This window comes from Salinivibrio sp. MA427 (assembly GCF_001996115.1).
Classification (GTDB): Bacteria; Pseudomonadota; Gammaproteobacteria; order Enterobacterales; family Vibrionaceae; genus Salinivibrio; species Salinivibrio costicola.
In genome coordinates, this window is the sequence record NZ_MUFH01000064.1 from 1 (window position 1) to 13,282 (window position 13,282).

Genomic DNA, 13,282 nt, shown 5'->3' on the forward strand with positions numbered 1-13,282 from the left:
ATCCACAATGTTTGTTTACCCTCAGCCGCTTTTTGTGAAAAAATCAGGTTCAGTAGAGATTTATCATTGAGGTTGTCCAGTGATTGATGGCGATGGCTATCGTCCCAATGTGGGGATAGTAATTTGTAACGGCCACGGTCAAGTACTCTGGGCTCGTCGATATGGTCAGCATTCATGGCAGTTTCCACAAGGTGGTATTGATGAAGGAGAAAGTCCTGAGCAAGCCATGTATCGTGAATTGTATGAAGAAGTTGGACTGACCAAAAAAGATGTGCGCATCTTGGGGACTAGTCGACATTGGTTACGTTATAAATTACCGAAACGCTTGGTGCGGTGGGATTCTAAACCCGTATGTATTGGGCAAAAGCAAAAATGGTTTTTGCTTAAGCTTGAGTGTGATGAGTCACACGTGAACGTTTTGCGTGGCGGGACACCGGAATTTGATGGCTGGCGTTGGGTCAGTTATTGGTATCCTGTGCGTCAAGTCGTGGCATTTAAGCGTGAAGTCTATCGGCGTGCAATGAAAGAGTTTGCGCCGCTTGCGATGCCTTTTAAAGAACGCAAACCTCGACGTAAAAATAAGCGAGGGTAAAGGAGAAACTCGGTGCTCACGCAGTTAAGGAATATTGTGCAAAGCGTTGCAGTGTCAGCCGATCTCGATCAGGCGCTGCATACGTTGGTGCAACAAACCTGCTTGGCAATGCGTACCGAGTGCTGCTCTGTCTATCTCGCCAACTTTGAGCAACAAAGCTTTGATCTGATGGCAACGCAGGGGCTCGATCCGTCGGCGCAAGTGTCGATGTCGTTTGGTGATGGGTTGGTTGGCGTGGTCGGTCAACGGGCTGAGCCTTTAAACCTCGCTTATGCACGACGACATCCTGCTTTTAGACCTTTTCCAGCGACAGGAGAAGACGCGTTTCAATCTTTTTTGGGTACGCCCATTATTTATCGCAAAAAGGTGCTGGGCGTATTAGTCGTTCAGCAACACCAACCGCGTCAATTTGATCAAAGTGAAGAGTCGTTTCTTGTCACCTTAGCCGCGCAGTTGGCGGTGGTATTTGCCCATGCGGATGCGCAAGGGGGGTGGCAAGGTACCCGATCGCCTATTTTACTTGAAGGGATGCCGGCGTCACCGGGGATCGGTATTGCTCAAGCTTGGTGCGACGAGTCGCAACCAAGGCTAGAAGACGTTGCTCCGGCAAGCAGTCTCGATGTGTCGCGAGAGCTCGACCGCTTAGACGCCGCGATTGATGAGGCCAGTACCGAGTTCCGGCGTTTGCGTAAGCGCTTTGATAAGGAGCTACAAAAAGACGCATTAGCGATTTTTGATCTGTTTGTACATCTGCTCAATGATCCCATGTTGCGAGAAGACATAACGGTCAGGATTCAGCAAGGCGATGAAGCGACGTGGGCCGTGCGACAAACTGTGGAGGCCTTTTCCGCACGCTTTTCCCTGATGGACGATCCTTATCTCAAAGCGCGCGCAGACGATGTAAAAGAACTGGGTCAGCGATTACTCTATTTTTTGATGGCCCCGGCAGGCAGTGCTCCAGCGATTTCATCACCGGTTGTGTTACTGGCTCACGAGCTGACAGCCGGTATGCTGGCTTCGATTCCTCGTACCTTACTGGCAGGCGTTGTCGCCGAACAGGGAGCGGCTAATTCTCATGCTGCCATTCTCGCCCGGGCATTGGGGATCCCTGCGATCATGGGGGTCAGCTTTTCTCCCTCACGCTTGCACCACAAAACCGTTATCCTCGATGGACACAAAGGGATATTAATGATCGAGCCTGCCGAGGCCTTGATCAACGAATACCAGCAATTGGTTCAAGAAGAAGCCAGCTTACAATCGACCTTTGAGACAGCACTGGCCAGCCCGGGACAAACCCAAGACGGCACCCGGGTTGAGGTCCATTTAAATGCCGGTCTTAGTGCCGATAGTCAAATTGCGATTAATCAAGGGGTGGATGGAGTAGGACTTTTTCGCACTGAAGTCCCTTTTTTAATGTTACGCCGGCTCCCCTCTGAAGACGAACAAGTGAAACAGTATCGCGCCATTCTTGCCAGTTACCCTGATAAGCCTGTGGTGATGCGTACGTTGGATATCGGTGGAGATAAGCCGCTTCCTTACCTAAGTGTGGAAGAAGATAATCCTTTTCTGGGGTGGCGCGGTATTCGCTTCAGCTTGGATCATCCGGATATCTTTTTGATCCAAGTCCGTGCCATGTTACGCGCGAGCATAGGTTTAAATAACCTTAAGTTACTACTGCCAATGATCTCTGGCCGCAATGAGTTATTGGAAGCGAAAACCTTGGTCAGCCGCGCGTATCAAGAGGTCAGCCAAGAGGCCGAGAGCACGGGTGAGAGCGTTAATATCCCTATGCTCGGGATCATGGTCGAAGTCCCCTCTATTTTGTATCAGTTGGATAATATCGCGCGTGATATCGATTTTTTATCGGTAGGGACCAATGACTTGACCCAATATTTACTCGCCGTTGATCGCAATAATGCGCGGGTCGCGGATATTTTTGATGCCCTGCATCCTTCAGTACTCCATGCCTTATCATCCATTGCAACCATGGGTGCGCGCCATCAATTACCGGTAAGTGTCTGCGGTGAGTTGGCCGGCGATCCTGTGGGTGCAGCATTATTAGTGGGATTGGGTTACCAGCAACTGAGTATGAACACTCGGAATGTCGCCAAAATCAAATATCTGTTAAGTCGATTACCGCATGAGGCGTTAGTGGTGCAGGCGAATACTATGCTGACATTAGACGACCCTGATGCGATTCGAGCATCGACCGAAGCCTTTCTCGCCGAACATGGGCTTGATGCGCTAGTCAAAATCGGACAAATGCGATGATCACTGGCCTAACACTGTTGTTGTTTGTGGTCTGCATGCTAGTCGGTGCGTGTGTAGGTACCTTATCAGGGCTGCTTGGCATTGGCGGTGGACTGGTGGTGGTACCCGCTTTAACGTTTCTATTGCCGGTTTTTGGCATTTCACCGACGGTGGTGATGCCCATTGCTCTGGCGACGTCGTTAGCGACGATCGTTTTGACCTCAAGTGCGTCGGCATGGCGGCATTTTCGCTTAGGTAATGTGCATGTCGAGGCGGTCAAAGCGCTTGTTCCTGGTATGCTGTTAGGCGGTAGTCTTGGGGCCGGATTTGCTGACTTGCTGCCTCCTGATTGGCTACCCCGTTTATTTGGTGTGATTGTGCTTGCGATGGCACTGCAAATGTTACTTAATCGCCGCGTCTATCAAGCGCGCCCATTGCCGCATTGGTGGCGGCTTTCTGCGGCTGGAACCTTGATTGGGACGCTTTCTAGCTTGGCAGGCATTGGTGGCGGATCCTTTACTGTTCCATATTTACACTGGCGTGGGGTCAGCATGCATCAAGCAATAGGTAGTGCCTCAGCGGGGGGAGCGGTATTAGCGTTCGGTGGCATGATTAGCTTTGTGTGGTTGGGCTGGCGACAGACGGAACCCTTACCGCCACTCAGTGTCGGATACTTGTATTTACCCGCGTTGCTCGGGGTGGTTTCCACGTCTGTGTGGATGACACGGGTAGGCGCGCAGCTTGCGGTGAAGTTACCTACTGAGCAAATAAAACGTATTTTTGCCGTCTTTCTTGTTATTGTCGGCGCTAGCATGTTGTTGAAATAAAGGATCAAATTCATGGCTGAAGGTTATTTCACCTTTCCGTCAATCGACCCGGTATTAATCGAGTTAGGCCCCATAGCGGTACGCTGGTACGGGTTGATGTATTTGTTAGGGTTTGTGTTTGCTCTTTGGCTGGCAAACCATCGTGCGACAAAACCCAACAGTGGTTGGAACAAAGAAGAAGTCAGCGATCTGCTGTTTGCCGGCTTTCTTGGCGTGGTATTGGGTGGACGCATTGGCTATGTGCTTTTTTACCAATTGGATGCTTTTATCGCCGACCCCTTGTTTTTGTTCAAAGTATGGACAGGAGGCATGTCCTTCCATGGTGGTCTGTTGGGTGTGATCACCGCCATGGCATGGTATGCACGTAAAACGCAGCGCCACTTTTTTACCGTGGCTGACTTTATTGCGCCGTTAGTACCATTCGGCCTTGGCGCTGGCCGATTGGGCAATTTTATGAACGGTGAGCTATGGGGGCGCGTCACGGATGTGCGTTGGGCAATGGTCTTTCCAACCGGAGGCCCGTGGCCACGCCACCCCTCGCAGCTTTATGAGTTTGCATTAGAAGGCGTCGCGTTATTTGTGATCCTCAATATGTACATTAAAAAGCCACGCCCAATGGGGGCGGTCTCGGGGCTTTTCTTGGCCGGTTACGGCACATTCCGCTTTACCGTGGAGTATTTCCGCGAGCCAGATGCACATCTTGGACTGTTTGGTGATCTGTTAAGCATGGGGCAGCTACTCTCGTTGCCAATGATTGTGGCAGGCGCATTGATGATTCTATGGGCTTACAAGCGCAGGCCTGCACCATGATTAATGTCGCGTAATCAGATATACTGTTTATCACACCAAGGCACCCTATGCGGTGCCTTTTGTTTGTTCGGTCAATGATAGGAAACACTATGAAGCAGTATCAGGCGTTGATGCAGGATATTCTCGATAATGGGACAGATAGGGGAGATCGCACTGGTGTCGGAACGCGATCGATATTTGGACGCCAACTACGGTTCGACCTTGCTGAAGGCTTTCCACTGTTAACGACCAAAAAACTCTATACCCGAGCGATTATCCACGAGCTTTTGTGGTTTCTTAACGGCGAGACTAACATCCAGTACTTACAAGACAACAAGGTACGTATTTGGGATGAATGGGCCACCGAGCAAGGTGATCTCGGTCCCGTCTATGGCGCTCAGTGGCGCTCTTGGGCGTGTCCAGATGGTTCAACCGTGGATCAGATTGCGCAATTGATCGAGCAAATTAAAACCAAACCCAATTCGCGTCGCCATATTATCACGGCGTGGAACCCTGCCGATTTGCCGGATGAGTCCATCAGCCCGTCAGAGAACGCGGAGCAAGGCAAAATGGCCTTGGCCCCTTGCCATTGTTTGTTTCAGTTCTACGTGGCGGATGGCAAGCTCTCATGCCAGCTTTATCAGCGTAGTGCAGACTACTTCTTGGGTGTGCCGTTTAATATTGCCAGCTATGCGCTGTTCACCCATATGGTGGCGCAACAGTGCGACCTAGCGGTCGGTGATTTTGTCCATACCTTCGGTGATGTTCACCTTTATCATAACCATCTGACCGATGATATTGTCCATGAACAGCTAAAGCGTGAACCGCGTGCGTTGCCGACATTGACTATTAAACGCAAGCCTGCCTCTATCTTTGAATATAAAATCGATGACTTTGAGATTGCAGGCTACGATCCGCATCCGACCATTAAAGCGCCGATTGCGGTTTAACACATAGCTGTTTAACGCATTGCTGTTTGATAGGCAGTAACGTTAACGAGGCGATACGACTTGGTGTCATCTTGAGCCAATTTTCAATAAAAAAACGCAGCCAGCTGGCTGCGTTTTTTGTGTGTGACCTAAGTCTCAGGCTTATTGGGATAAGAAGACAATGCTGCCTGGAATCACAACAAAGACTAAACTGATATAAACGAGGACGGCCATTTTTGATTTGGCGGCCATTTTGCCCAACAAGTCTGCACCTTTGAGCGGTAATTCGCGTAAAAACGGCACACCAAAGATAAGCGCGGTGGCTAGGATATTAAAACTAAGGTGTACTAATGCAATTTGCAGCGCAAAGACGGCGAACTCGCCCGTGACGGCTGTGGCGGCAAGTAACGCGGTAATGCAGGTACCAATGTTTGCGCCCAATGTGAATGGATAAATATCACGCACCTTTAACACGCCTGAGCCGACCAATGGCACCATCAAGCTAGTGGTCGTTGATGAAGATTGCACCAACACAGTGACGATTGAGCCTGAGAAAATACCGTGCAATGGACCGCGACCGATAGCATTTTTAAGCATGTCTTTTGCCCGACCCACCATCAGTTTTTTCATCACGCGACCCATCACGGTGATGGCAACGACAATAGTAACAATCCCCATGGCAATCATCACGAAGCCACCAATGTTGCCCGGAAAGATAGCATCCAAGGGCGATTGCACAGCATTAACGACGGGTTTGGTCAATGGCTTAATAAAGTTTAACCCCTTGATACTCATATCGTTCGCTTGTGCCAGTGGCGACACCAACCAGCCAGAAATTTTATTCAGTATTCCAAATGCCATTTCGAGTGGGAGAAAAATAGCAACGGCAAAGAGATTAAAGAAGTCATGAACAGTGGCACAACTAAAGGCACGACTAAACTCTACTTTACAGCGGGCATGGCCTAAACTGACGATAGTATTAGTCACTGAGGTACCCACGTTGGCTCCCATTACCATGGGAATCGCCGCTTCAACCGGCAAGCCACCCGCGACCAGGCCGACGATAATAGACGTCACGGTACTTGAAGACTGAATCAATGCAGTGGCAACAATACCAATCATTAAGCCAGCTACGGGATGAGACGCAAACGCAAAGAGCGTCTTCGCTTCGTCGCCTACGGCCCATTTGAAGCCGCTTCCTACCATGGCAACGGCCACCAGTAGGAGGTAAAGCATGACGGCAAGCTTGGTCCAACGGAACCAATTTGAGGAGCTCTGAGTTGCCTCTACTGCTGTAGCATGGGGAGTCATAAGATATCTCCGTGACAATTCGATGTCAGTTTAGTGTCAAAGCAAAATCTGAGGCGATAGTAAAAAGGGAATATTTCAGAAATATGACATAAATACTGCAGTGAGTTGAAAATACGATCTTGGCACGGATATGCCGCAGTAAAAGCGCTGTTACCCCCCTGATTCCTAGCGTTATTTGTCTCTAAATACACGGCTGGAAAAAACAGAGATAAAAATGTAACAACAAGGTTGAAATCGACACTATGCTAGAGAGAAAGCGTTAAGCTATAAATCGGTAAACAGGATATAAAAGCGTTAGACTACGAATAAATCAATGGTAAGTTAGTTTTAACATCGGTTTTCCCGATGTTTACTATCAGAACAAACGATTTTTCTAAAAGTGGTCTGACTGTCTAGACTACTGAAATCCACTTTTATTGTATGGAGTGCTCTAAATGACTGATGTCATTCGTCAGTTTCTGAAAATGGAATCCGCAGGAGGTATTGTGCTGATTGTAGCGGCGGTATTAGCGATGTTCGTAGCGAACTCGGATTTACAGCCTTTATATGACAGCACGCTTCATACCTATGTAGCAGGCTTATCCGTTGGTCATTGGATCAACGATGGCCTGATGGTGATTTTTTTCCTGCTGATTGGTTTGGAAGTTAAACGTGAGTTGGTTCAAGGTGCCCTAAACTCAAAAGACAAAGCCACCTTCCCTGCGGTTGCAGCGATCGGAGGTATGCTTGCTCCCGCACTGGTTTACTTGGCGTTCAACTGGGGCGACCCACTGGCCGTGTCTGGTTGGGCTATCCCAGCTGCTACGGATATCGCGTTTGCGCTCGGTGTGTTGGCGTTGTTGGGTAATCGTGTCCCGCTTGCGTTAAAAGTATTCTTACTGGCATTGGCGATCATTGATGATCTCGGGGTGATTGTGATCATTGCCCTGTTTTACAGTAGCGACTTATCGCTGGTAGCCCTAGCGTCAGCCTTTATAGCCACTGTGGTACTGGTGGCGATGAATATGCGCAAAGTGACCAGTATTCCTGCGTACGTCGTGGTTGGACTGATTTTATGGTTCAGCGTGTTGCAATCGGGCGTTCATGCGACGCTTGCCGGTGTGGTGCTTGGTTTTGCCATCCCGCTTAAAGGTAAAACGGATGATGCACCCTCGCCATTGAAAAAAATGGAACATGCGCTGCATCCATACGTGTCGTATCTGATTCTGCCGATTTTTGCGTTCGCGAACGCTGGGGTATCGCTTGACGGTGTATCACTGGCTAACTTGACGGAAATGTTGCCGCTAGGTATTGCCTTAGGCTTACTTCTGGGTAAACCACTTGGGATCTTTACCTTTAGTTGGGCCGCAGTGAAATTAGGTATTGCCAAACTGCCAGCACGCGTGAATTTCACCCATATCTTTGCCGTGTCAGTGCTCTGTGGTATTGGTTTCACCATGTCTATCTTCATCTCATCACTGGCCTTTGTTGGTGTGAATGGCGAGTTCGTCACACTCTCTCGTCTTGGTATCTTGATAGGATCGACCTTGGCGGCCGTGATTGGCTACGTAGTGTTGCACTTTGCACTGCCACCAGCCAGCGCGCTTGCAGATGAACAAGGAGACGAGTATGAAGAAGGTAATACTGGCGTTGATTACTAGCCTGGTTACCGTCTCTGGCTCTGCCATGGCGGTAAACCAAGATATGTATTGCAACGGAAAGCAAGACCAAAGCGATGTTTGCCAAGCCTATCGCGCAGGTGTCGCGGCCGGAAAGGCGATGGTGACATCGAACGTTGATAAGGTTGATAGAGAAGAACAGGATAAATCCTCAAGCTTCTCAGAGCGTGCTTTAGAGCATCGAGCGGGTGAGCGGGTAAGAAAGCCGCTTGATAAAGACGATGTGAAAAACTAAAACGCGTATGCCACTTGAAGGCGCCAGAGAGGCAGCGTAAGCTGCTTCGTCTGGCGTTTTTTTATCTATCAGCATGGCTCACCTAAATTACAACCACCTGTACTACTTCTGGATGGTCTGCAAGCAAGGTTCAATCACCCAAGGGGCGGATAAGCTTTGTTTAACACCACAAACCGTTACTGGGCAAATTCGGGCTCTGGAACAGCGCTTAAATGGTAAGCTCACTAAACGCAATGGGCGCTACGTGGAGCCCACTGAGCTCGGCCAGCTGGTTTTTAAATATGCTGATCGTATGTTTGGTCTGAGCTACGAAATGCTAGATATTGTCAATTATAGCCAGCAAGAGAATATCTTATTCGATGTTGGGGTTGCTGATGCATTATCGAAGCGGCTGATTAGCCAAATTCTCTTGCATGCGATACCTCACGATAACGCCATCCACCTGCGCTGTTTTGAATCCACGCATGAAATGCTACTTGAGCAACTCGCAGAGCATAAATTAGATATGATCCTTTCAGACTGCCCGATAGATTCGACCCAACAGGCCGGCTTATTTAGCGTCAAGTTAGGTGAAAGTAGCATGAGCTTATATTCCTCAAACCCTGCAGAAGACCCCGATGTGCCGTTACCCATACGTTTAGCGACACAGAAAGTCTTAATTCCTAGCAAATCGACCGCAATGGGACGTAAGTTAACGCAGTGGTTTGATCAACAAGGCATCGTACCCAATATTCTGGGAGAATTTGACGATTCCGCCTTAATGAAAGCGTTTGGGATTAGTCATCAAGCGTTATTTATTGCACCTACGACCTATGCTGAGGAAGTCACCCGTTTGGGTCAAGCGATACAAATTGCTGAGCTGAGTGTGGTAAAAGAGGAATATTTCGTTATCTTTGCGGAACGTATGATTCAGCACCCAGCGGTCAAAAGGATTTGTGAGGCAGATTACAGTCACTTGTTTGTTTAGTTACAAGCTAGCATAAAGATCGTGCTAGACTCGTGCCATTGAGTATTAACTGATGATGGAAGTTGAATGGATTTAGCCCGCATGCAGCAGAATGGGCCTAAGGCAGTCAGCCTGCTAAAAGCCATGGCCAATGAAAAACGCCTTTTTATTCTGTGTTATTTACTACAAGGTGAATTGTCGGTGGGGCAGTTAGTGGAGCGGGTTCCTCTGAGCCAGTCAGCCTTATCGCAGCATCTCGCTTGGTTACGAAAAGATGGTCTGGTGACAACGCGCAAAGAGGCGCAGACGGTATATTATTCGCTAAAAAGTGATGAAGTCGTCGCTGTCATTCAGCTTTTACATGATCTCTACTGCAGCGAAACCGTGAGTTAGCACCTGGGTAAGCAACAAGTGATAAGCAAAAAAAAACCGGCCAAGGCCGGTTTTTTTTATCTCTATGCAAAGAGCAATCTTACAGCGCTTTAATTTGTGCTGAGAATGCTGCTTTGTAACGAGCTGCTTTATTCTTGTGGATCAGGCCTTTAGTGGCTGAACGATCAAGAATAGGCTGAACTTGTGCAAAAGCAGCAGTTGCCGCTTCTTTGTCGCCTGCAGCAATTGCTGAAGCAGTTTTCTTCATATAGGTGCGCATCATAGAGCGACGGCTTGCGTTGTGCTGGCGACGCTTTTCAGACTGGATCGCACGCTTCTTAGCAGATTTGATATTCGCCAAGGGTCTAACTCCCAAATCTTTTTGTTCGGTGACATTTCAAGGCGGAGGACTATGCCTCTTTTTGCCTCTATTGTCAATTCATTTGTGCAAAGATCCGCCGCTCCAAGGTAGTGTTGGCGCTGCGGGGTTATCACAGTTAATATGGCGGCTGATTCTATCAGCATTTCAGCCCCGACGTCACCTATATTTCGATTTGTTCTCCCTTTCGGCGTATCGCCAGGGGCGAAAAAGTAGAAGCAACGCGCGCATCGGGCACGTGTTTTCAAGAGGTAACCGTGAGTAAGCGACTTTTACGCTCTGGGCTCATCGTGAGCACCATGACATTAGTGTCCCGTGTTTTAGGATTGGTGCGCGATGTTGTCATTGCCAACTTAATGGGCGCGGGTGCGGCCGCCGATGTCTTTTTCTTTGCCAATAAAATCCCTAATTTTTTGCGTCGTCTATTTGCCGAAGGGGCATTTTCACAAGCGTTTGTGCCGGTATTAACCGAATACCAGGCGCTTGATAAAGATGATACCACCCGAGCCTACTCACGCGAGTTGGTGGCCAATGTGGTCGGCACGCTTGGTGGGCTGGTCACTGTTGTGACATTGCTAGGTGTGGTCGGATCGCCCGTTTTAGCCGCGTTGTTTGGTACCGGTTGGTTTGTCGATTGGCTAGACGGCGGGCCTGATGGTGCAAAATTTGAGTTGGCCAGCTTGATGTTGAAAATCACTTTCCCCTATTTGTGGTTTATTACCTTTGTTGCGCTATCGGGGGCTATCCTTAACACGCTGAATAAATTTGCAGTTTCCAGCTTTACGCCGGTGTTTTTAAACGTTGCGATTATTGCTGCGGCGATCGGTCTATCCCCGCATTTGGCACAACCTGAAATAGGTCTTGCGATCGGTGTGTTTGCAGGCGGTGTGATCCAACTTTTGTTCCAACTGCCTTTTTTAGCGCAAGAGGGGATGCTCGTGCGGCCTAAATGGGGATGGCATCATCCCGGCGTTGTCAAAATTCGACAGTTAATGATCCCAGCATTGTTTGGGGTATCCGTCAGTCAGATTAATCTGTTATTCGATACCTTTATTGCTAGCTTCTTAATGACGGGTTCTATCAGTTGGCTGTATTACTCCGATCGTTTATTAGAGTTCCCACTGGGGTTATTTGGCATTGCGATTGCGACGGTGATCTTGCCCGCGTTATCCAAAAAACATGTCGATAAATCGGCGGATCAGTTTGCTGCGACCATGGATTGGGGCGTACGTATGGTTCTGCTACTCGGGATCCCCGCCATGGCTGGATTAATTGTGCTCGCCAAGCCCATGTTGATGGTGCTGTTTATGCGGGGTGAATTTGGTGTACCTGACGTGGAGGCGGCCAGTCTTTCTCTGGTGGCTTATGCTTGTGGTTTAGTCAATTTTATGGTGATCAAAGTCCTGGCGCCTGGTTATTATGCTCGCCAAGATACTAAAACACCGGTCAAATATGGTGTCATCGCAATGGTCAGCAATATGGTCTTTAACGCGATCTTTGCCTATTTCTTCAGCTACGTGGGGCTAGCAATGGCCACGGCCTTATCGGCGCTGATTAATGCAGGCCTGTTGTATCAAGGGCTACACCGTCGTCATATTTATCGCCTTTCTCGAGAAACAGTGACGTTTATTGTTAAGTTACTGGTGGCTGTTTGTGCCATGGTTATTGGGCTTTATGTTTTAATGCCAAGTTTGTCACAATGGGTGGCTATGCCATTATTCTCTCGCAGCATTAGCTTGGCTGGCTGTATTCTTGGCGGGGGGAGCCTCTATCTGATCACGGCAGTGATGTTTGGTGTGAGATTAGGCGATATCCGCCACCGAGGATGATGGTAAGCGCGGAATATCAATCCAGGGCTGATTGCCAGCGCTGACTAGTATATAATCCGCCAGTTTTTATAGTTCAAATAGTCAGCAGGCGATGGAATTAATTCGAGGCATTCACAATATCCGGGCCAAACACCGAGGCTGTGTACTCACCATCGGTAACTTTGATGGTGTCCACCTTGGGCACCAAGCGGTCTTGCGCCAAGTGGTCGAGAAGGCCAGGGCCCTCGATTTGCCTGCGACTGTCATGCTGTTTGAGCCTCAACCGCTCGAATTGTTTCAAGGCGATCAGGCCCCTGCACGTTTATCCCGGCTGCGCGACAAATATACTCAGCTGGCTAAGTTAGGCGTGGATAGGCTTTTGTGTGTCAGCTTTACACCAGCATTTGCCGCCATGAGCCCGGATGCTTTTGTTGATCGCTTGTTGGTCAATCAATTGGGTGTTAAGTTTCTGGTAGTGGGTGACGACTTTCGCTTTGGCCTCAAGCGTGCCGGTGACTTCGCTCGATTAGAGCAAGCCGGGAAAGCGCATCACTTTGCGGTGGTGAGTACCGAAAGCTTTTGTGTCAGCGACCGACGGGTGAGTAGCACCGCTATCCGAGATGCGCTTCTCGCGGGCCAGTTAGAGGCGGTAGCCGATATGTTGGGGCGACCCTACAGTATTTGCGGGCGGGTCGCGCATGGGCGAAAGCTTGGACGCACGATCGGCTTTCCTACCGCGAATGTGCTGCTTAAGCGGCGAGTCTCTCCTGTATCGGGTGTGTACGCGGTAACCGTGTCCGGTGCGCGTGCAGGGCAATCTTTGCCGGGCGTTGCCAACGTGGGTAATCGACCGACGGTCAATGGCACCCATCAGCAGTTAGAAGTGCATCTATTCGATCAAACGCTCGATTTATACGGCAAACAATTAGAAGTTAGCCTACTGCACAAATTGCGTGATGAAACCAAATTCGCGTCAGTAGACGCATTAAAAATGCAAATTCAACGAGATGCATCGGCAGCGCGTGCGTGGCTGGCTGATGGCAATAATGTCTAGAGTAACCTCCATACGGAATCAATAATCAATGAGTGACTACAAAGATACCTTAAACCTGCCGGAAACTGCGTTTCCGATGCGAGGTAATCTTGCTAAGCGCGAGCCTGATATGCTCAAGCGTTGGTATGATGA

The 13,282-nt window shown here is 49.1% G+C and carries 13 protein-coding genes; 11 read left to right on the top strand and 2 right to left on the bottom strand.

What is annotated here, in order from left to right:
• Positions 1-79 precede the first annotated feature (79 nt).
• The 5 genes from rppH (at position 80) to BZG79_RS06560 (ending at position 5,408) form a co-directional block, all read left to right on the top strand.
• Positions 80-592 (top strand): RNA pyrophosphohydrolase, encoded by a 513-nt coding sequence (rppH, locus tag BZG79_RS06540; protein ID WP_021023314.1) that lies wholly within the window; start codon positions 80-82, stop codon positions 590-592.
• 12 nt (positions 593-604) lie between these two features.
• The gene (gene ptsP / locus BZG79_RS06545; RefSeq protein ID WP_077774008.1) at positions 605-2,863 is read left to right on the top strand and encodes a phosphoenolpyruvate--protein phosphotransferase; all 2,259 of its coding nucleotides are present in this window, start codon (positions 605-607) and stop codon (positions 2,861-2,863) included.
• Positions 2,863-3,669 (top strand): sulfite exporter TauE/SafE family protein, encoded by an 807-nt coding sequence (locus BZG79_RS06550; RefSeq protein ID WP_101494559.1) that lies wholly within the window; start codon positions 2,863-2,865, stop codon positions 3,667-3,669. Before ptsP ends, BZG79_RS06550 begins: the two co-directional genes overlap by 1 nt.
• Before the next feature lie 12 nt (positions 3,670-3,681).
• The gene (lgt, locus tag BZG79_RS06555; RefSeq protein WP_077774009.1) at positions 3,682-4,479 is read left to right on the top strand and encodes a prolipoprotein diacylglyceryl transferase; all 798 of its coding nucleotides are present in this window, start codon (positions 3,682-3,684) and stop codon (positions 4,477-4,479) included.
• An 89-nt stretch (positions 4,480-4,568) separates the two neighbouring features.
• Positions 4,569-5,408, top strand: coding sequence for a thymidylate synthase (locus BZG79_RS06560; protein ID WP_021023310.1), 840 nt, complete (start codon positions 4,569-4,571; stop codon positions 5,406-5,408).
• 141 nt (positions 5,409-5,549) lie between these two features.
• Here BZG79_RS06560 and BZG79_RS06565 read toward each other — a convergent pair whose 3' ends face one another.
• Positions 5,550-6,698 carry a Na/Pi symporter gene (locus BZG79_RS06565; protein WP_077669395.1) on the bottom strand — a complete coding sequence of 383 codons (1,149 nt, stop codon included), beginning with the start codon at positions 6,696-6,698 and terminating at the stop codon, positions 5,550-5,552.
• Positions 6,699-7,132: 434 nt separating this feature from the next.
• Between BZG79_RS06565 and nhaA the strand changes: the two genes are divergently transcribed.
• From nhaA to BZG79_RS06585, 4 genes are all read left to right on the top strand, one after another.
• Positions 7,133-8,338 (top strand): Na+/H+ antiporter NhaA, encoded by a 1,206-nt coding sequence (gene nhaA / locus BZG79_RS06570; RefSeq protein WP_077461730.1) that lies wholly within the window; start codon positions 7,133-7,135, stop codon positions 8,336-8,338.
• Positions 8,307-8,591, top strand: coding sequence for a hypothetical protein (locus BZG79_RS06575; protein ID WP_021023307.1), 285 nt, complete (start codon positions 8,307-8,309; stop codon positions 8,589-8,591). The genes nhaA and BZG79_RS06575 overlap by 32 nt, the downstream gene beginning before the upstream one ends.
• A 73-nt stretch (positions 8,592-8,664) precedes the next feature.
• Positions 8,665-9,558, top strand: coding sequence for a transcriptional activator NhaR (nhaR, locus tag BZG79_RS06580; RefSeq protein WP_077661339.1), 894 nt, complete (start codon positions 8,665-8,667; stop codon positions 9,556-9,558).
• A gap of 66 nt (positions 9,559-9,624) precedes the next feature.
• Positions 9,625-9,930, top strand: a complete 306-nt coding sequence (locus tag BZG79_RS06585) for a metalloregulator ArsR/SmtB family transcription factor (protein WP_021023305.1) — start codon at positions 9,625-9,627, stop codon at positions 9,928-9,930.
• 79 nt (positions 9,931-10,009) lie between these two features.
• On the opposite strand, the gene rpsT is transcribed toward BZG79_RS06585, so the two are convergent.
• Complete coding sequence (gene rpsT, locus BZG79_RS06590) at positions 10,010-10,270, bottom strand: 30S ribosomal protein S20 (protein ID WP_077646827.1); 261 nt, start codon at positions 10,268-10,270, stop codon at positions 10,010-10,012.
• Positions 10,271-10,545: 275 nt separating this feature from the next.
• Between rpsT and murJ the strand changes: the two genes are divergently transcribed.
• Both murJ and ribF read left to right on the top strand, forming a co-directional pair.
• Positions 10,546-12,117: a murein biosynthesis integral membrane protein MurJ gene (murJ, locus tag BZG79_RS06595; protein ID WP_077774010.1), complete on the top strand. Its 1,572-nt coding sequence runs from the start codon at positions 10,546-10,548 to the stop codon at positions 12,115-12,117.
• Positions 12,118-12,208: 91 nt separating this feature from the next.
• Positions 12,209-13,150 (top strand): bifunctional riboflavin kinase/FAD synthetase, encoded by a 942-nt coding sequence (gene ribF / locus BZG79_RS06600; protein WP_077774011.1) that lies wholly within the window; start codon positions 12,209-12,211, stop codon positions 13,148-13,150.
• The last annotated feature ends 132 nt before the right edge of the window (positions 13,151-13,282 follow it).